We start from the raw sequence: 18,282 nt of genomic DNA, 5'->3' as shown, positions 1-18,282 counted from the left end.
CTGCGCAGCGGCCAGGCGGGCGCGGCCGGTGCTCGGAATCGGCATGTACCACGCGTACACCGCGGCTCCTTCGTACCGTCCACGCCACCTGACGGCCGCTCGCTACGTTTTGTTGGCCGCTCTGAGGCGTCCACGATCCACGCGGCTGCCAACACTCTAAACGCGCACTGCCGGACGAACGTGGCGGTGAGTTGATCGGCATGTGCCGTGCGTGCACCCGTAGCCTCTGTGCGCCGTCCACGGCCCGTCCGGCGGCTGCTCGCGAGGGAGTGGCACCTGCCGGTAAGCGCGCGCCGCGCGAAGGCACCGCCGCACGCGGTTCCCATTCTCAGGATCTGCACACCGGCTTGGCCAGAGTTGCCGCATGCGCAACGGCAACGATGAGACATCTCACACACGCGGCGATCTGGTGGTGCTCGGGCCGGAGGGCCTGTATTGCCCGCAAGGCGATTTCCATATCGACCCGTGGCGGCCGGTGCCGCGCGCGGTGATTACGCATGGTCACGGCGACCACGCCCGCAGCGGCATGGGCGAGTACCACTGCACGCGCGAGAGCCTGTCCATCCTGCAATGGCGCCTGGGCGAACAGGTCTATCACACGCATGCGGACGGTGAAGCGTTTCAGCTGGGGCGTGCGCGCGTGTCGCTGCATCCGGCCGGACACGTGCTGGGATCGGCGCAAGTGCGCATCGAAGTGGATGGCGAGGTCTGGGTCGCCTCCGGCGACTACAAGCGCCAACCCGACCCCACCTGCAAGCCGTTCGAAGTGGTGCCATGCGACACCTTCATCACCGAAGCGACCTTCGGCCTGCCGGTGTACCGCTGGCCCGACACCTCCCAGGTTGCGGCCGATATTTCTGCCTGGCGCCGCGAATGCGCCGAACGCGGCGAAGCGGCCATCCTGTACTGCTATGCGCTGGGCAAGGCGCAGCGCGTATTGGCCGAATTGCGCGCGTGGGAGACGCAGCCGGCGTTGCTGCATGGCGCGGTCGCGGTGGGTGTGGAGGTCTATCGCCAGGCGGGCATCCCGATGCTGGATACCCAGCCGGTCAGCGAGCATGCGCGCGGCGCCGACTATGCCGGGCAATTGGTCATCGCGCCGCCATCGGCGGCCGGCAGCGCCTGGATCCGCCGTTTTCGCAGCGCACAGCAGGGGTTTGCCTCGGGCTGGATGCGCATCCGCGGCAATCGCCGCAGGCGCAATTACGATCGGGGCTTTGTGGTCTCCGACCATGCCGACTGGCCCGACCTGCTGCGCACCATCGAAGAAACCGGCGCACAGCGCGTCATTGCCACCCATGGCAATACCGATGCATTGATCCAACACTTGCGGGAACGCGGCGTCGCAGCAGAAGCCTTCCGCACCGATTTCGGAGCCGAGGAATGAACCCGCTGCCCGCACGTCGTTATGTTCGCGCGCGTCCGCGCATTCGCTTGAGCGGTGCGCTCGCGTTCCGCCGTCATGCCTTGGCGTTTTGCGTGCATCGCAACGCGCCAGCGGCCACCATCGGCCCACCGCGACCGCTGCGGCGCCCACGCGTGCTTGCCGCGTTTACCCGACGCGCACTGGAGCTGCGTGCTGCCGACAGGCGCGCAGCGACACAGGCGCTGCCGTGAAGCGTTTCGCGGCGTTGTACCGCACCCTGGACCGCAGCACCGGCACGCTCGACAAGCGCGCTGCGTTGGTTGCGTATTTCCGCGATGCGCCCGCGCTGGACGCGGCATGGGCGCTGTATCTGCTGGCCGGTGGCAAGGTGGCCAGCGCGCGCATGCGCATTGCCAGCAGCGGCGAACTGCGCGAATGGATCACCGACACCGCCGGCGTTGCCGATTGGCTGGTCGCCGACAGCTACGACCATGTCGGCGATCTGGCCGAAACCCTGGCCTTGCTGCTGGACGACCCGGTCGCCGAGGCGGCCGATCTGCCATTGGCAGAATGGATCGAACAGCGGCTGCTGCCGATCGCCAACCAGGACGTGCAAGTCCGCAAGGCCTGCATCGTGCAGGCGTGGCGCAGCCTGGCCTTCGACGAGCGGCTGGTGTTCAACAAGCTGCTGACCGGCGCATTGCGGGTTGGGGTGTCGCAACGGCTCGTGCAGCAGGCGCTGGCCGAATTGTCGGGGGTGGATATCGCGCGCATTGCGCAGCGCATGCTCGGCAGTTGGCGGCCGCATCCAACCTATCTTGCAGACCTGTTGACCAGCGAAGAACTGCCCGGCGACCGCCAGCAGCCCTATCCGTTCTTTCTGGCATCGCCGCTGGAAGCGGAGGTCGACACGCTGGGCACCATCGACGACTGGCTGCTGGAATGGAAATGGGACGGCATCCGCCTGCAGCTGATTCGCCGCGCCGGCGAAGCGGCGCTGTGGTCGCGCGGCGAAGAGCGTCTGGATGGACGTTTCCCCGAAATCGAACACGCCGCACTGCAATTGCCGGACGGCACCGTCATCGATGGCGAGCTGCTGGCCTGGCAACCCGAACAGCCCCTGCCAATGCCGTTTACTGCGTTGCAGACGCGTATCCAGCGGCTCAAGCCCGGGCCCAAGACCTTGGCCGCCGCACCTGCGCGCGTGGTGGCCTACGACCTGCTGGAACTGGCGGGCGAAGACCTGCGCGAGCGCCCGTTGCAGGAGCGGCGCGCACTGCTGGAAGGCGTGCTCGCCACGCTGGCAGATCCGCGCATCGTTGCCTCGCCGCTGGTGCAGGTCAGCGATTGGCAGGCCGCAGCGCGCGTGCGCGTGGAAGCGCGCGAACGCGGCGTGGAAGGGCTGATGCTCAAGCGCGCCAGTTCGGTGTATCAATCCGGTCGCCGTCGCGGCGATTGGTGGAAATGGAAGATCGACCCACTGACCATCGACGCGGTGCTGCTGTACGCGCAGGCCGGCCACGGCAGACGCAGCACGCTCTACACCGACTACACCTTCGGGCTATGGCACGAGGGCCAACTGGTGCCGATCGCCAAGGCCTATTCGGGCCTGGACGACAAGGAAATTCTTCAACTGGATCGCTGGATCCGTGCCAACACCACCGAGCGCTTCGGCCCGGTGCGCGCGGTCACCGCCCATCATGTGTTCGAGCTGGGATTTGAAGCGGTGAACCGCAGCGCGCGGCACAAGTCCGGCATCGCGGTGCGCTTCCCGCGCATCCTGCGCTGGCGTCACGACAAGCCGATGGCCGAAGCCGATCATCTGAGCACCCTGCAGGCGCTGGCGCGGTGAGCGCCCCACAGCAAGCGCACGGCACGCCATTGCAACAGTGGCGTGCCTGGTTCGCGCAGCGCGGCTGGGCGCCACTGCCGTTCCAACGCGATGTGTGGAAGCGCTATCTCGACGGCGAATCGGGCCTGCTGCATACGCCCACCGGCAGCGGCAAGACGCTGGCGGCATTTGGCGGTCCGTTACTGGAGGCATTGGCCGCGCGTGGGCGCAAATCCCCGCGCAAACCGGGCAAACCCACCTCCCCTGCGCGCCGCCAGCCGCAACGCAATCTGCAAGTGTTGTGGATCACGCCGCTGCGCGCACTGGCCGCCGACACCGCACGCGCGCTGCGCGAGCCGGTGGACGCATTGGGGCTGGATTGGCAGGTGGGCTTGCGTACCGGCGATGCCAGCGCGCGCGACAAGCGGCTGGCACGCAGCGGCAAGCTCGACGTGCTGGTCACCACGCCCGAATCGCTGGCCTTGCTATTGTCGTATCCGGATACCGCGCCGCAGCTGTCGGCATTGCGCTGCGTGATCGTCGACGAATGGCACGAGCTGCTGGGCAACAAGCGCGGCGTGTTGCTGCAATTGTGTCTTGCGCGCTTGCGCGGATGGACGCCGCACCTGCGCATCTGGGGGCTGTCGGCAACATTGGGGAACTTAGCGCAGGCACGCGATGTGCTGTTGCCGCATCGCCCCGAGGCGGCGCTGGTCTCCGGCGTCAAACCGCGCACGATGACGCTTGAAACCTTGCTGCCGGACAGTGGCGAGCGCTTTCCCTGGGCAGGCCACCTTGGTCTGGCGCAACTGGCGCGCGTGCTGCAAAAGATCATGCAACAGCGCACCAGCCTGGTGTTTACCAATACGCGCGCGCAGGCCGAGTTGTGGCATCAGGCCTTGAGCGCGGTGTGGCCGGAGGAGTTGGCCACGCTGGCGCTGCATCACGGCTCGCTGGATCCATCGCTACGCGCGGCCGCCGAACGCGGGCTGGCCGACGGCAGCCTGCGCTGCGTGGTCGCCACCTCCAGCCTGGATCTGGGCGTCGACTTCCCGGCCGTGGATCAGGTGCTGCAGGTCGGCAGCCCGAAAGGCATCGCGCGCCTGCTGCAACGCGCCGGGCGCGCACGCCATCGCCCCGGCGAATCCGGGCACGTGGTGTGCGTGCCTTCGCATGCGCTGGAATTGGTCGAATACGCCGCGGCACGTCGCGCGCTGGTGCACGGCCATATCGAAGCGCGTCCACCGCCACGGTTGTCGCTGGACGTACTGGCGCAGCACTGCGTCACCCTCGCCCTCGGCGGCGGCTTCCACGCCGATGCGTTGTTCGAGGAAGTGCGCGGTACCGATGCCTTCGCCGCGCTGGATAAAACCACCTGGAACGCGGTGCTGGATTTCATCGTGCAAGGCGGCAGCGCGCTGGCGCATTACCCGGACTTCCACAAGGTGGTGCGCGACGACGAGGGTCTGTACCGCGTGATCGACCGACGCGTCGCGCTGCGGCACCGGCTGTCCATCGGCACGATCACCAGCGACGGCAGCGTGCGCGTGCAGTTCCTGCGCGGCGGGCGGCTGGGCGCGGTGGAAGAACAATTCATCGGCCGCCTGCGCCGCGGCGACCGCTTCCAGTTCGCCGGCCGCCTGCTGGAACTGGTGCGCCTGGAAGACATGACCGCCTACGTGCGCGTGGCCAAGGGCGGCAGTGGCGTGGTGCCGAAATGGATGGGCGGGCGCATGCCGTTGTCGTCGGCGCTGGGCCGCGAGGTGGAAGCGGTGTTCGCCGACCCTGGCGATGCGCCGGAGATGCAGGCACTGGCGCCGTTGCTGCACCTGCAGGCGTCGCTTTCTTCGCTGCCTGGGCCGGACCATCTGCTGGTGGAAAGCGTCAAGGCGCGCGACGGCCGCCACGTCTTCGTCTACCCCTTCGCCGGCAGGCAGGTCAACGAAGGCCTAGCCGCGTTGCTCGCGGCACGCTGGGGCCGGCGCCAACGCAATACCTTCAGCTTCGCTGCCAATGACTATGGATTTGTGCTGTCGCCGGCGCAGGATGTCGACATCGATGCCGATGTACTGCAAGCCCTGCTCTCGCCGGTGGGCCTGTTCGACGATCTGCGCGACAGCCTCAATCTGGGCGAGTTGGCGCGCCGGCAATTTCGCGAGATCGCGCGCGTGGCGGGATTGTTGTCGCCCTCGTTGCCTGGGCGTGCGCCGCGCAGCCTGCGTCAGCTGCAGGCCTCCAGCGGCTTGCTGTACGACGTGTTGCAGCGCTTCGACCCCGATCATTTGCTGCTTGCGCAAGCCGAACGCGAAGTGTTCGAAGGCCAGCTCGAACTGGCGCGGCTTGCACATGCGCTGGAAGACTGCGCGCGCCGCGCGTTGCGCCTGTGCAAACCGCGCAGCCTCACACCATTATCGTTTCCGCTGTGGGCAGAACGCGTGCGTGGGCAACTGAGTACCGAAGACTGGAAGGCCCGCGTCTTGCGCGCTGCCCAACAACTGGAGCGCAAGCATGGGCGATAGCGTGCAGCTGCAGCTGGCCGGCGAAACCGTGGAATTGCTCGGCGAACGCGCGTTGTATCGGCCGGCACAACGTGCGCTGTTGATCGCCGATCTGCATCTGGGCAAGGCCGATGTGTTCCGACGTGCCGGCATCGGCTTGCCGGCCGGCGGCACCGCGCACGATCTGGAGCGGCTGGATGCGTTGCTCGATCAACGCGATGTCCAGGCGCTATGGATTTTGGGCGACCTCTTGCACGGCCCTGCCCCACGCGCGGCCTGGCACCGACGCTGGAGCGCATGGCGCGAACGGCATTGCGCGTTACGCGTGATCGCCATTCGCGGCAATCACGACCGCGCCCTGGCCAGTGCGGAGTTGCACATCGAAGCGGCCGGCGAACAGGTCGAAGATGGCCCGTTCGTGCTGCGCCACGACCCGTTGCCGCATCCCAGCGGCCACGTGCTGTGCGGGCATCTGCATCCATTGGCCAAGCTACCGGGGCTGTCGCGGCGCTGGCCGGCGTTCTGGTTGCGCGAGCGCGTCACCATCCTGCCGGCGTTCTCGCAGTTCACCGCAGGCATCGTGCCGACGCTGGCCGAAGGCGAGCGCCTGGTTGCCTGCGTGGAAGGCGATGCGCTGGCACTACCGGTGCGTTAGCCAATGACGCACGCACCGGCCGATGCTACGACTGCGCAGCTGCTTCGGCGTTAGCGTCGGCCAGCGCGACTGGTCGCGCCAAAGCCTCGACGAATTCCGGCGCCAGCGCCAGCTTGCCGAACCAACCATGCTGGGTGCCGCTGAGCACGCGCAACATGTGCCCGCGCCCGCCCGGCACGCGTCCCATCGGGCGTAGCAGCAGGTCGCGGCCATGTGCCCACAGATCGCGTTCGGACTGGAACAGCGGCGTCAGCCAGCGGCTCCAGCGGTGATAGATCGCCACGTGCGCCTGGCGTTCGCGCTGGTAGCGCTGCAAGGCAGCGTCCAGATCGGCGCCGGCGCGCAAGGCATCGCGCATCGCCAACGCATCCAGCAGCGCCATGTTCACGCCCTGCCCCAACTGCGGGCTCATCGCATGCGCGGCATCGCCTGCAAGCACGAAACGGCCGCGATGCCAGCGCGACACCACCGCATCGCGATAGCTCGCGCGCGCCAGAGCTCCATGCACCTGCACCGTAGCAAGCCGCGCATGCGCCTCTGGCCACATCTGCGCCACCTCATCGCGCCAGGCGGCAATGCCGCGCTGTTCCCACGCAACGAAATCGCTGCATGGCAGGCTCCAGAAAAAACTCAGCCGCGGCGTGTCGTCGCCCGGGCGCGTGCCCACCGGCAACAGACCGATCATCTTGCGTGCGCCGATATAGCGCTGGCGCAATTCGTCTACAAACGGCCAGTCTTCGCGCGGCAGCAGGCACCACAGCGCCCCCCATGGATACACCCGATCCAGCTGCGTTCCCTGTGCCTGCGCACGCAACGTGGAAGCCGAGCCATCGGCGGCGATAATCAGATCGAAGGGGCCATGCCACTGCCCACGTTGATCCTGCACGCGCACGCCCGCGTGATCGATCGCGGTGATCTGCGTATCCACATGCAGTTGCGCGTGCTGCGGCCAGGCCTCGCGCAGCAGCGTAAACAACGCGCCGCGCTGCATGCCCACACCCATCAGGCGCGTATCCAGATCGCGGTACTGCATGTCCATCACCGCGCGCCCGCACGGCGTGTCGCCATACAAGCGGCGCACCGGCGCGCCATGCGCGAGCGCCTGCGGCAGCAAGCCGATGTTCCAGAGCACCTGCAACCCGCTGGGTTGCAGCAGAAAACCGGCGCCCACCGGCCCGGGTGCAGCTGCGCGCTCGAATACCTCCAGCTGATGCCCATCGGCGCCCAGCAGCACGGCCAATGCCTGCCCTGCGGTTCCGTAGCCCACCACTGCAATACGTAATGCTCGTTGCATCGTCCCTGCTCTGTTTGGCTATTGCTGCCCGCGCACAACCGGCGCAAAAAAAACCCCGCCGTGGCGGGGTTTTTCAACCGCACAATCGAGTCAGATTACTCGACCGGCGTGATGTTCGAAGCCTGGGCACCCTTGGGGCCCTGGGTCACGTCATAACTGACGCGCTGGCCTTCCTGCAGGCTGCGGAAGCCCTTGGAATTGATCGCGGAGAAGTGCGCGAAGACATCGGCGCTGCCGTCCTCCGGTGAGATGAAGCCAAATCCCTTGGCGTCGTTGAACCACTTGACGGTACCGTTCGGCATGGTGATGCGAGACCTTTGCAATAATTAATGGGTGGTGTACGGCGGTGCGTACGCGCCGAGTATGCAAAGCTTATGCCCCGATGACAATCACCCGCGTGCAAGTTCGCCAATCAGCTCGGGCAGCCCGGACGACGCCGCATCGACGTTGGCCAAGACTTCGGCCATGGTGATTTCCAGCGCGTCGCCACAGCCGGCCGCCCAGTTGGCCACGATCGCCAAACACGCATATTCCAGGCCTTTTTCGCGCGCCAGGCCCGCTTCGGGCATGCCGGTCATGCCCACCAGATCGCAGCCGTCGCGACGCATGCGTGCGATCTCTGCAACCGTTTCCAGTCGTGGTCCCTGCGTTGCGCCGTAGCAGCCGCCGGCCACCAGCGTGACGCCGGTCACTTTGGCTGCCGCAATGACCTTGCTGCGAAACATCGGCGAATACGGATGGCCGAAATCCACATGCTGTACCTCGCTGCCGGGCTCTTCGCAGAAGGTGGACACGCGGCCCCAGGTGTAATCGATCAACTGATCCGGGCACGCCAACACGCGCGGGCCAAACTGTTCGGTGATACCCCCCACGGTGTTGAGCGCCAGCACGCGCGAGGCGCCGATTTGCTGCAATGCAGCGATGTTTGCGCGGTAATTGACCTTGTGCGGCGGCAGCGAGTGGCCTTCGCCATGGCGTGCCAGGAAGGCGACGCGGTGGCCGAGCAGCATGCCAACGCGGATCGGCGCGGACGGCGCACCGTAAGGCGTTTGGATGTCGTGCGACTGCACATCGTCCAGCTGCGCGAGCTTGTAGACACCAGTGCCGCCGATGACGGCCAATGCGATGGAATTTGCGGACACAACCGACCTCTGCAGCGAAAGACATGATGGGGCGCGCAGGCGTGCGCGCCGGGCTGCCCGCAACGATGCGGGCATGGATTTGCAGCGTTACTGCTTCATCGCATAGATGGCAGGAATGCCGCGCAATTGCTCGTTGACGTCCATGCCGAAGCCGAACACGTAACGGTCGGGCACTTCCACGCCCACGTAGTCGGCAGTCACGCCCGGCACGCACCGGTCGTGCCGCTTGACGGTCAACACCGCCACGCGCACGTCGGTGGCGCCCTGCTCCAGGCACCACTGGCGCACGCCCTGCAGCGTGTAACCCTCGTCGAGAATGTCGTCGACCAGGATCACGCGGCGGCCGAACAATGCGGTGGCCGGGCGGTGCTTCCACACCAGTTCGCCGCCGGTGGTTTCGCCGCGGTAACGGGTGGCATGCAGGTAATCGAACTGCAGGTCCTGGCCACGTGCGCCCAGCTCCAGCGCCAGCTGGCCGGAGAACGGCAGCGCACCGTGCATGATGGTGAGATACACCGGCACTTCGCCGGCATAGTCGCGTGCGATCGCATCGGCGATGGTGGCAACGGCGGCATCGATGGCCGGACGGTCGACCAGCAGATCGGCTTGGGCCAGGGCCTGGGAAATGGTGAGCGTGGACATCAGGCAGTTGTTCCGAAATGGGCAGAAGGAGGAGTGGTAAATGAGGCGTCGGTGCCGGCAAGCAGGCCATCCCAGCCTAGTGCGCCGCGGCCGATCAGGCCGATCAATGCAGCGGTATTGAGGCTGCGGCCCTGCACGGCCTGCAGCGATTCGGCGACCAGCTCCGGATGGCACACCAGCACCACGTCGCAGCCGGCATCCAGATGCGCATGCACCCGGCCCGCCACCCCGCCGGCACTGAACGAGGCAGCCATGCCGATATCATCGGAAAAGACCACGCCGCGGAAGCCCATCTGGCCGCGCAGGATCTGCTCGATCCAGCGCTGCGAATAGCCGGCCGGCTCCGGCGCGACCTGCGGGTAGACCACGTGCGCCATCATCACGGCGTCGGCGCCGGCCTCGATCCCCGCCACGAACGGCACCAGGTCTTCGGCCTGCAGCACCTCCAGCGGCCGTGGGTCGCTGGCGTGATCGACGTGGGTGTCTTCCAGCACGGTGCCGTGGCCGGGAAAATGCTTGAGCGTGGCGGCCATGCCGGCGCCATGCAGCGCCTGTACATAGGCGCGCGTGAAGGTCGCCACGATCTGCGGGTCGTCGCTGAAGGCGCGATCGCCGATGGCGCGGTTGCCGCGCCCCAGGTCCACCACCGGGGCAAAGCTCAGGTCCACGCCGCTGGCGCGGACCTCGCTGGCCATCAACTGCGCATGCGCGCGCGCGGCGGCCAGTGCAGACTCCGGGTCTTGCGCGTACTGCGCACCGAAGCTTTGCAGCGGCGCCAGCGCGCTGAATCCTTCGCGAAACCGCTGCACGCGCCCACCTTCCTGGTCCACGCAGACCAGCACCGGGCGTGGCGCGGCGGCGCGAATGGCAGCCGACAGCTCGGCCACCTGGGTGCGCGAGGCGAAGTTGCGCTTGAACAGCACCACGCCGGCAACCGCATCGTGCTGCAGCCAATCGCGTTCCTGCGCGCTGAGTTCGGTACCGGCAACGCCGATCAGAAGCATGTTGGGGACTCCCGGGCCAGGCGCCACGGTGGCGCAGCGCGGCATTGTCGCAGATGCGCGTGGCAGCGTCAGATCGCGCATTCAGCTGCGGGCGCTGCCGGCAGGCTTACAGCACCTCGAGGTGGGCGCGCCAATGCGCGGCCTGGGCCTGCACCTGTGCCAGCACTTCGGGGGCCATACCGTCGAGCTGGCGGTACGGCAGCGCCAGGCGTTCGTTGGCGCCCAACAGCGGGCGCTGGCGCTGCAGAAAGTCCCAGTACAACGCGTTGTACGGGCAGGCGTTCGGCCCGACCCGCAACTTGCGCTGATACCGGCAGCCACCGCAGTAATCGCTCATGCGATCGATGTAGGCCGCACCGCTGATATACGGCTTGCTGCCGAGCAGGCCGCCATCGGCGAACTGGCTCATGCCCACCGTATTGGGCAGCTCCACCCACTCGAAGGCGTCGATATACACGCCCAGGTACCAGCGATGCAGCGCCTGCGGGTCCAGCCCCGCCAGCAGCGCAAAATTACCGATCACCATCAGCCGCTGGATGTGATGCGCATGCGCATTGGCCAACGAATTGCCGATCGCATCTGCCAGGCAGCGCATGCCGATCTGCCCGTCCCAGAACCAGTGTGGCAGCGCTGCATGCTGATCGAGATGATTCGATTCCGCGTAGCCGGGCATCTGCGACCAATACACACCGCGCACGTACTCGCGCCAGCCCAGAATCTGCCGGATGAAGCCTTCCACCGCCGCCAACGGCGCATGCCCTTGCCGCCATGCCGCTTCGGCGCGCGCGATCACTTCGCGCGGGTGCAGCATCTTGACGTTGAGCGCGAACGAAAGCAGCGAATGGAACAGGCGCGGGCTACGCGTGCTCATCGCATCTTCGTAGCGGCCGAAATTGGGCAATGCATGCGCGATGAAAGCGTCCAGATGCTGCAAGGCTTCGTCGCGATCCAGCGGCCATGGCAGGGCGTGCGCATTCGGTGCGCCAAAACTGCGCACCCCGGCGGCTTCGATCGTGCGCCACAGCGCGCTGTGGTCGTGGGTCGTGCGCCAATCCTGTGGGGCAGGCGGGTCGCCCGGCCACGGCGCACGGTTGTCGTGATCGAAGTTCCAGCGCCCGCCTTCCGGCTCGCCCGCGGCATCGAGCAGGATGCCATGCTGGCGCCGCATGCGCCGATAAAACACTTCCATGCGCCACGGGCTGCCGGCGCGAAAACAGCCGGCGACTTCACTGCGTGCGGTCAAAAAATGTTCGCTGCCGAGCATGCGCGTGGCAAAGGGCTGCGCGGCGCTCCAGTGCTGTAGTGCTTCGTCCAGCCGCCATTCGTCTGGGGCCTGGTATTCCAGACGGCCGGCGCGGTAATGCGCCATCAACGCCTCGAGGTTGTGCGGGATCGACTGCCGGTTGCTGGCATTGTCGATCGTCACATAGCGCACCCGATGCCCGGCACGCCGCAGGCCGGCAGCGAACGCGCGCATGGCCGCGAAGATCGCCAGGACCTTCTGCGCGTGATGCAGCACGTAGTCGGTTTCCTGCCGCACTTCCATCAATACATAGACCACGCCTGCATCGCGCGTCGCGAACCAGCTGTGTTGCGGATCGAGCTGGTCGCCCAGAACCAAACGCAGCGTATGGGCCGGCGTTTGTGGGGTGGTTTGCGCGACAAGTGCGCTGGAATCATGCATCAAAGTGACGCCCGATGATGCGGGGCGCATGGGCGCGTCCGTGCCGACGCGGCGCGTGGGCATGTCTTGGACCCGAAAAAAACACTCGAATCACCGGCAACGCATGCACCAACGACTGCCATGACCGCGGTATGGACTTGCATCGCACTGCCCTTTAGTTCTGCGCTGCCTGGCACAGCGTCAGTGGCCAGCGCTGTACAGCACATCGCCGGCAGACACGCGCCGGGCCAACGCCATTGCGCTCTGCCATGCGCCCTCCACCTTGCCGCCGGCCAGCCAGTCGCCGCACATGCCCAAGCCCAGCTGCGCATCCCAGACGCAGCCAAGCTGCAATGCCGGGTCGCTGCTGGCAACCTTCCAAAAAAAAGCATCGCAGGACTGCGGCACTGGCAACCCGAGCGCTGCAAGCTCCGGCACCAGGCTGGCGCTGACGTGCCCAGGCATGGCATCGCACTGCGCCTGGCTCCACTCGGCCGTTGCATGCGCCAGCCAGGTCTCCGCACCCGCACGCGCGGGCTTGCTGGAGTTGCGCGCCACCCAGCGTAACGCGCCGGCATTGACGAACAGCGCATCGTAGCCCGGATCGATGGGCGCATCGAAGTGCGCCATCACCGCCCACGCAGGCTGCATGCGCACCTGCTCGGCAATCGTCGCCAACGCAGGCGCAGCCTGCGCGAGTAACCCAGCCGCACTCGGCGCCGGGACGGCCAGCAACACCGTATCGAACAGATGCTCTGCAGCGGCTTGCGACACCGACAGGCGCCATCCCTGCCGGCTGCGCCGCAGCGCGCGCACCTCGGCACTCAGACGCACATCCAGCTGCGCGGCAAGCGTACGCGCCGGCGCGGTCATCTCGGGCACACCCACATAGCGCATCAGCGCGCTCTGGGATCGGCGCAACTGCGTGCCGTCCCAGCTTGCGATGCGCGCCTGCCAGGGCGCGGCAATACCGGCATCGATCCAGGCATCCACGACCGCTGCAAATGCAGGATCGCGCGCAGTGAAATACTGCGCTCCGTGATCGCATTGCCACTGCTCGGCGCTGTAGTGGCGCATGCGGCCGCCCGGGGTCTGCGCCTGATCGAACACCGTCACTGCATGGCCTTCCATCTGCAGTTGCTGCGCGCAGGCCAACCCCGCCAGCCCGGCGCCGATCACGGCGATCGTCTGTGCGCGGTCGGGCAGTGTCATGCCATCGCGCACATGCCGGTGCATGCGGCAGGCATGCGGGTCACACCGTGCAGCCGTCAGGCCCGCAGGCATCGGGCCCGCCGACTGGCGTCGATTCGGCCGCCAACTGCAGCAGCGCCTGCGCAAAACTTTCCGGCGGTTGCGCGCCCTGGATCAGCGCACGGCCGTCGATCACGAAACTAGGCACTGCACGGATGCCCAACGCGGCGGCCTGCGCTAGCTGCGCTTGCACCTCGACGGTGCCTTCGTCCGATTCCAGCATCGCCTGCACACGCGCCGCCGTAAGGCCACCGGCCTCACCGGCACGCACCAGCGTGTCGAACGCGCCCACGTTTTGGCCTTCGGCAAAATGCGCATGGAACAGCGCTTCCATGACCGCATCCACATCGCCCTCGTGGCTGGCCAGCCAGATCAAACGATGCGCACGCAGGGTGCTGACCTGCACCTGCCCTCGGCCGAAATCCAGCGGCAAGCCTTCCGCCTGCGCGGTGGCCTGGGTCTGCGCCAGGATCTGTTCGACGCGTGCCGTACCGCCGAACTTCGACGCCAGGGCCGCGCGCAATGGCGTGGGCTCCAGGCCGGCATCCGGATCAAGCTGGAACGCGTGGTAATGAATGTCCAAGGCCGGCGCCTGCGCGCCAAGTGCCGCAAGGGCGGCCTGGAAACGGCGTTTGCCGATCCAGCACCAGGGGCACACTACGTCGGACCAGATGTCGATGCGCATGAGCTGGGATTCGTTTGTGGGATGGGATTGGAATTTGCAGAGCATAGACGGGATTCTGCAATCGCAAAGCGTTCGCCAGTGCCGAAACCGGGGAGCGATGATCAAGCGTTGCAAGGCGGCCTGGCGCCGCGCACTCATCTGTTCTACGCATCAGCGATCCACCTCACGCATCAGGCCTCCAAGGCACCGGGCTGCGTGTCCGCCTTTGCGAGTCCAGATCCCGCATCACAAATCCTCTTTCCACTGCTTGAATGGATGCGAGGCCAGGGCCAGGTTGTAATAGCGCACGTCGTCGGTGACTTCGGTCCCAATCCATTCCGGCGTGGCGAATGCTTCGTCGGAGCGTTCGAGTTCGATCTCGGCCACGATCAGGCCGGCGTTGTCGCCGAGGAATTCGTCCACTTCCCACACATGTCCCTGGTAGGCGACCAGATGCCGGCGTTTGTCGATCAGGCCGCCTACGCACAGCGCCAGCAATGCGCGTGCATCAGCCAGTGGAATCGGATATTCGAACTCCTGCCGCGTATGCCCTACCTCGCGCGATTTCAGATTGAGAAATGCGCTTTCGCCCTGAATCCGTACCCGTACCGAGGCGTTCTGCGTGCCACTGCGCAGCGCCGCCTGGTCGTTGATATAGCCCTGCGCCATCGGAATCACCGCATGCGCGGCGTCGCGCCAGCCATCGCCGGTAACCAGGAATTTGCGTTCTATCTCTACAGGCATGGGAATCGGGAATCGAGAGTCGGGAATGGCAAAAGCATAAGCCGTTCGCCGTTACGATTCCCGATTGCCTCCTCCCGATTCACCGCCTCTCAAACACCGCAATGCTTTCCACGTGCGCGGTGTGCGGGAACATGTCCATCGCGCCTGCGCAGACCAGCGTGAAGCCCTGATCGTTGACCAGATAGCCGGCGTCGCGCGCCAGCGAGCCCGGGTGGCAACTCACATAGACGATGCGATCGAACGTTTTCAACGGCAGCTGCTGCAGCACTTCCAGGGCGCCGGAGCGCGGCGGGTCCAGCAGCAGCTTGTCGAAGCCCTGGCGCATCCAGGGTGCGCTGCGCTGATCCTGGGTCAGGTCGGCGGCGTGGAACTGCGCATTGTCCAGGCCATTGCGCTGGGCGTTCTCTTTGGCCCGTGCCACAAGTCCGGCGTCACCTTCCACCCCCACCACCTCACGCACCACGCGCGCCAGCGGCAGGGTGAAGTTGCCCAGGCCGCAGAACAGGTCCAGCACGCGGTCGTCGGGCTTGGCCTCCAGCAGTGCGACCGCATGGGCGATCATCTTCTGATTGAGCGACGCGTTGACTTGAATGAAATCCAGCGGCCGGAACGCCAGTTCCACCTCCCACTGCGGCAAGCGGAACGATAGCGGCACGTCCTGCGGCCACAGCGGATGCACGCTGTCCACCCCGCCGGGCTGCAGGAAAATCGCAAAGCCGTGCTCCTGGGCAAAGGCGACCCAGGCCTGGCGATCGCGCTCGCTGAGCGGCTGCATATGCCGAATGGTCAAGGCCACCGCATCGTCGCCGGCGATGAATTCGATCTGCGGAATGTCGCGCTTGCCGTCCATGCCTTCGATCAGCGCGGCAAGCAAGGGGATCTTCTCGCCGATCTGCGGAATCACCGTGTAGCAGACCGACAGATCGGCCACGAACCGCGGGTCCAGCTCACGAAAGCCGACCAAGGTCTTGTCCTTCTTCTCGACGCGACGCACCGAGAACCTGCCCTTGCGCCGATACCCCCAGTTGTCGCCGGTCAGCGCAGGCAGCACGGCGTGCGGAGTGACGTGACCGATACGTTCCAGGTTGTCCATCAGCACGCGCTGTTTGGCCACGATCTGCTGCGACTCCTCCAGATGCTGCAACACGCACCCCGCGCAGACGCCAAAGTGCGGGCAGCGCGGGGTGACCCGCTGCGGCGAGGCCTCCAGCACCTCCACGGTCTTGGCCTCATCGAAATGCCGGCTACGGGCGGTGGGTTCGGCGCGCACCAACTCGCCCGGCAAGGCGCCGCTGATGAAGGTGACCTTGCCGCCCTCGCCGTCGCGCCGGGCGACCCCGCGGCCGTCATGGCTCAGGTCGGTGACCGCGGTCTGGAAGGGGGTACGGTCGAGACGGTTTCTGGTTCTAGCCACGTGGCGGCAAGCTGCGGGCAAAAAGGGTGCGTATTGTCGCAGATGCGACCGACGGAGGCCGCGCCGGTCAGCGCAACAATTGTCGCGCCCCGCAAACACAGGCAAACTTCCGCTGCGCGCGACAAATCAGGACGCGGCATCGCTGACAAGGAGGCAGCATGAACATGGCCACACGCCAGGAACCCCACCCACGCCTACTGCTGGTGGAAGACGACCCGATCAGCCGCGGGTTCTTGCAGGCTGTGCTTGAAAGTCTCCCGGCCACGGTCGACTGTGCCGATTCCCTTTCTTCCGCACTCGACCGCGCGCGCGAACGTCGCCACGACCTCTGGCTGATCGACGTCAACCTCCCCGATGGCACCGGTAGCGGGCTACTGCGTGCATTGCGCCTGCTGCACCCGGACGTGCCGGCACTGGCGCACACCGCCGACGCGACCATGTCGATGCAGCACAGCCTGCAGTCCGACGGGTTCCTGGAAATGCTGGTCAAACCACTGACCTCCGAGCGCCTGCTGCAGGCGGTGCGGCGCGGCCTGGCACGCGGTCGCTATAGCGTGGCCCCGGTGGGCGTGCTGGACATCGCCGCCAGCGACTGGGACGAGACCGCTGCGCTGAGCGCGCTCAACGGCCAGCAGCATCATCTCAATGCCCTGCGCGAGCTGTTCCTGGCCGAGCTGCCGGGCACCCGGGATGCGGTGGATTCGGCCTTGCAGATCAGCGACGAACAGGCACTGCGCAGCCATCTTCATCGGTTGCAGGCCAGCTGTGGCTTCGTCGGCGCGGCGCGGCTTGCCGGCGCAGTGCGCCTGCTGCGCGGCGACCCGCACTCGCGGACCGCACGCACCCAATTCCACGCGGCGGTGGCTGCATTGCTGCATTGAGCGAATCGAGCGCAGCACCTTCTTGCCAGACGAAGTGTGCCGGACGCCGGCGTCGGTGCGCTTCCGGCTCGCCGCCGCGGTCGATGCATCGTCATCCTGTCGATCGAGCTGCGTATGGCAGGTAGCACCGGCTCCAGTTGCTGGCGTTTGACTGCCTGGATGATCTACAGCTCGACGCAGGGCATATGCAGTTGCTGCTCGCCCGGTCCATGTCGGTGACGAGAGTAGCGCTCGTGGTCGAGGGCAGGCGAAGGGCTTTCTAAACCGACGGGCACGGGTGCTGCCTGCCGGTTTTCCGAGCGCCCGCTTCGCTCAATTCGCTGCTGGCTCGTGGGATCGCCGGTCGCTGCTGGACTTTTGTCCAGCGCTATCACGCATGGGCCTCCAGCACTCCGCGCCATTAGCGGCGGCGCGCCAGGTCCTCGAGCATTTGCCAGGATTTCAGACCACGCCCGCCCAGATGGTGCAGCAGTACCCCGCGCATGCTGCGCCGCAGGCCTGGCATGTCGTCGGCATCCGGCATGACGTCTTCGCCCAGCGCCAGCAGCGCCGCACCGGTGACGGTTTCGCGGCGGTCCTGGGCTAGCCGTTCGCTCAACACGCGCAAGGCGCCCTCCTGCGGATCCAGCCGATACCGCGCCGCCGGGTCGATCGGCTGCCCGTCGCTGTCATGCTGCAGATCGAAGGCGAACCCCAGCCCGTCCAGCACGTCGCGCTCGAACCGGCGCAGCCCCCACGCCAACGGCAGATCGGACGCCAGGTAGGTGCGTGCCTGCGCATAACAGGCATAAAGTTCAGGCACCGGATCGTTACGCGGGGCCAGGCGCAGCAGCAATTCGCTGATATAGAAACCGGCCAGCATGGTGTCGCCGACCAGGCGCGGCGCGGTGTCCAGCGCTTCGGCCTGGCGCAGCTGGGCCAGCTCGCCGCGCTGCACGGCACTGAACTGGATGAGCTGCAAGGGCTGCAAGGCCGCGCGCAGCGCCTGCTTGCGCGGCCCCTGCACACCGCGCGCCAGCAGTCCCACCCGCCCGTGCTGCTCGGTCAGCACTTCCACCAGCAGGCTGGTCTCGCGCCAGGCCCGTACATGCAAGACGAACCCGCGCTCGTGCTCGATCAGCATGGGGGGAAGAGCCGGGACCGGGGACACGGGACCCGGGACCCGGGAAAAGCACCGGATCGGCCATCGGAGGGCCGCGCGGGGTAGCGACGGGGGGCCGAGCCAATGCCGTC

At 66.7% G+C, this 18,282-nt stretch carries 17 protein-coding genes and 1 other RNA gene; 7 read left to right on the top strand and 11 right to left on the bottom strand.

The features are described from left to right. Positions 1 to 43 precede the first annotated feature (43 nt). The 6 genes from J7396_RS02850 to pdeM all read left to right on the top strand — a co-directional run bounded on the left by J7396_RS02850 (position 44) and on the right by pdeM (position 6,350). Positions 44 to 118: non-coding RNA, sX9 sRNA (locus J7396_RS02850), on the top strand. A 246-nt stretch (positions 119 to 364) separates the two neighbouring features. Beyond that, entirely contained in the window at positions 365 to 1,387 is a 1,023-nt protein-coding gene (locus J7396_RS02845; RefSeq protein ID WP_014089699.1) for a ligase-associated DNA damage response exonuclease, read from the top strand. Next, positions 1,384 to 1,617 carry a hypothetical protein gene (locus J7396_RS02840; protein WP_029818981.1) on the top strand — a complete coding sequence of 78 codons (234 nt, stop codon included), beginning with the start codon at positions 1,384 to 1,386 and terminating at the stop codon, positions 1,615 to 1,617. The genes J7396_RS02845 and J7396_RS02840 overlap by 4 nt, the downstream gene beginning before the upstream one ends. Next, positions 1,614 to 3,218 (top strand): ATP-dependent DNA ligase, encoded by a 1,605-nt coding sequence (locus tag J7396_RS02835; RefSeq protein WP_209260931.1) that lies wholly within the window; start codon positions 1,614 to 1,616, stop codon positions 3,216 to 3,218. Before J7396_RS02840 ends, J7396_RS02835 begins: the two co-directional genes overlap by 4 nt. Further along, on the top strand, positions 3,215 to 5,716 hold the full coding sequence (locus J7396_RS02830) for a ligase-associated DNA damage response DEXH box helicase (protein WP_209260930.1): 2,502 nt from the start codon (positions 3,215 to 3,217) through the stop codon (positions 5,714 to 5,716). Before J7396_RS02835 ends, J7396_RS02830 begins: the two co-directional genes overlap by 4 nt. After that, positions 5,706 to 6,350 (top strand): ligase-associated DNA damage response endonuclease PdeM, encoded by a 645-nt coding sequence (pdeM, locus tag J7396_RS02825; RefSeq protein WP_029818978.1) that lies wholly within the window; start codon positions 5,706 to 5,708, stop codon positions 6,348 to 6,350. The genes J7396_RS02830 and pdeM overlap by 11 nt, the downstream gene beginning before the upstream one ends. Before the next feature lie 25 nt (positions 6,351 to 6,375). Here the strand turns inward: pdeM and J7396_RS02820 are convergent, their stop codons facing one another. The 10 genes from J7396_RS02820 to rlmD all read right to left on the bottom strand — a co-directional run bounded on the left by J7396_RS02820 (position 6,376) and on the right by rlmD (position 16,168). Continuing rightward, complete coding sequence (locus J7396_RS02820; RefSeq protein ID WP_209260929.1) at positions 6,376 to 7,644, bottom strand: NAD(P)/FAD-dependent oxidoreductase; 1,269 nt, start codon at positions 7,642 to 7,644, stop codon at positions 6,376 to 6,378. Between the two features lie 95 nt (positions 7,645 to 7,739). Continuing rightward, complete coding sequence (locus tag J7396_RS02815; RefSeq protein ID WP_003488188.1) at positions 7,740 to 7,946, bottom strand: cold-shock protein; 207 nt, start codon at positions 7,944 to 7,946, stop codon at positions 7,740 to 7,742. Between the two features lie 87 nt (positions 7,947 to 8,033). Then, a complete protein-coding gene (locus tag J7396_RS02810) occupies positions 8,034 to 8,786 on the bottom strand; it encodes an S-methyl-5'-thioinosine phosphorylase (protein ID WP_209260928.1) in 753 nt (250 codons plus the stop codon). Positions 8,787 to 8,873: 87 nt separating this feature from the next. Next, the gene (locus J7396_RS02805) at positions 8,874 to 9,428 is read right to left on the bottom strand and encodes a hypoxanthine-guanine phosphoribosyltransferase (protein ID WP_003488192.1); all 555 of its coding nucleotides are present in this window, start codon (positions 9,426 to 9,428) and stop codon (positions 8,874 to 8,876) included. Continuing rightward, positions 9,428 to 10,432, bottom strand: coding sequence for a beta-N-acetylhexosaminidase (nagZ, locus tag J7396_RS02800; protein WP_014089694.1), 1,005 nt, complete (start codon positions 10,430 to 10,432; stop codon positions 9,428 to 9,430). Before nagZ ends, J7396_RS02805 begins: the two co-directional genes overlap by 1 nt. A gap of 106 nt (positions 10,433 to 10,538) precedes the next feature. Further along, on the bottom strand, positions 10,539 to 12,179 hold the full coding sequence (locus J7396_RS02795) for a cryptochrome/photolyase family protein (RefSeq protein WP_209260927.1): 1,641 nt from the start codon (positions 12,177 to 12,179) through the stop codon (positions 10,539 to 10,541). Between the two features lie 117 nt (positions 12,180 to 12,296). Further along, a complete protein-coding gene (locus J7396_RS02790; RefSeq protein WP_209260926.1) occupies positions 12,297 to 13,331 on the bottom strand; it encodes an FAD-dependent oxidoreductase in 1,035 nt (344 codons plus the stop codon). 16 nt (positions 13,332 to 13,347) lie between these two features. Further along, positions 13,348 to 14,031 carry a DsbA family oxidoreductase gene (locus J7396_RS02785; protein WP_209260925.1) on the bottom strand — a complete coding sequence of 228 codons (684 nt, stop codon included), beginning with the start codon at positions 14,029 to 14,031 and terminating at the stop codon, positions 13,348 to 13,350. Between the two features lie 225 nt (positions 14,032 to 14,256). Then, positions 14,257 to 14,754, bottom strand: coding sequence for a CYTH domain-containing protein (locus tag J7396_RS02780; protein WP_011346823.1), 498 nt, complete (start codon positions 14,752 to 14,754; stop codon positions 14,257 to 14,259). Positions 14,755 to 14,833: 79 nt separating this feature from the next. Then, positions 14,834 to 16,168 (bottom strand): 23S rRNA (uracil(1939)-C(5))-methyltransferase RlmD, encoded by a 1,335-nt coding sequence (gene rlmD / locus J7396_RS02775; RefSeq protein WP_209260924.1) that lies wholly within the window; start codon positions 16,166 to 16,168, stop codon positions 14,834 to 14,836. Positions 16,169 to 16,326: 158 nt separating this feature from the next. Here rlmD and J7396_RS02770 point away from each other — a divergent pair, with 158 nt between their 5' ends. Continuing rightward, a complete protein-coding gene (locus J7396_RS02770) occupies positions 16,327 to 17,049 on the top strand; it encodes a response regulator (RefSeq protein ID WP_008574276.1) in 723 nt (240 codons plus the stop codon). A gap of 400 nt (positions 17,050 to 17,449) precedes the next feature. Here the strand turns inward: J7396_RS02770 and recO are convergent, their stop codons facing one another. After that, positions 17,450 to 18,172, bottom strand: a complete 723-nt coding sequence (recO, locus tag J7396_RS02765) for a DNA repair protein RecO (RefSeq protein WP_008574279.1) — start codon at positions 18,170 to 18,172, stop codon at positions 17,450 to 17,452. Positions 18,173 to 18,282: the final 110 nt, after the last annotated feature.

Source organism: Xanthomonas sp. A1809 (genome assembly GCF_017746015.1).
Lineage (GTDB): Bacteria > Pseudomonadota > Gammaproteobacteria > Xanthomonadales > Xanthomonadaceae > Xanthomonas > Xanthomonas euvesicatoria.
Note: the sequence above shows the minus strand (reverse complement) of the source record. Positions and strands in the feature narration are given on the sequence as shown.

Bases quoted from the DNA above. Each gene is read 5' to 3' on its own strand.
- J7396_RS02845 (WP_014089699.1), top strand. From the start codon at position 365: ATGCGCAACGGCAACGATGAGACATCTCACACACGCGGCGATCTGGTG.
- J7396_RS02840 (WP_029818981.1), top strand. From the start codon at position 1,384: ATGAACCCGCTGCCCGCACGTCGTTATGTTCGCGCGCGTCCGCGCATT.
- pdeM (WP_029818978.1), top strand. From the start codon at position 5,706: ATGGGCGATAGCGTGCAGCTGCAGCTGGCCGGCGAAACCGTGGAATTG.
- J7396_RS02820 (WP_209260929.1), bottom strand. From the start codon at position 7,644: ATGCAACGAGCATTACGTATTGCAGTGGTGGGCTACGGAACCGCAGGG.
- J7396_RS02815 (WP_003488188.1), bottom strand. From the start codon at position 7,946: ATGCCGAACGGTACCGTCAAGTGGTTCAACGACGCCAAGGGATTTGGC.
- J7396_RS02805 (WP_003488192.1), bottom strand. From the start codon at position 9,428: ATGTCCACGCTCACCATTTCCCAGGCCCTGGCCCAAGCCGATCTGCTG.
- nagZ (WP_014089694.1), bottom strand. From the start codon at position 10,432: ATGCTTCTGATCGGCGTTGCCGGTACCGAACTCAGCGCGCAGGAACGC.
- J7396_RS02795 (WP_209260927.1), bottom strand. From the start codon at position 12,179: ATGCCCACGCGCCGCGTCGGCACGGACGCGCCCATGCGCCCCGCATCA.
- J7396_RS02790 (WP_209260926.1), bottom strand. From the start codon at position 13,331: ATGCACCGGCATGTGCGCGATGGCATGACACTGCCCGACCGCGCACAG.
- J7396_RS02785 (WP_209260925.1), bottom strand. From the start codon at position 14,031: ATGCGCATCGACATCTGGTCCGACGTAGTGTGCCCCTGGTGCTGGATC.
- J7396_RS02780 (WP_011346823.1), bottom strand. From the start codon at position 14,754: ATGCCTGTAGAGATAGAACGCAAATTCCTGGTTACCGGCGATGGCTGG.
- J7396_RS02770 (WP_008574276.1), top strand. From the start codon at position 16,327: ATGAACATGGCCACACGCCAGGAACCCCACCCACGCCTACTGCTGGTG.
- recO (WP_008574279.1), bottom strand. From the start codon at position 18,172: ATGCTGATCGAGCACGAGCGCGGGTTCGTCTTGCATGTACGGGCCTGG.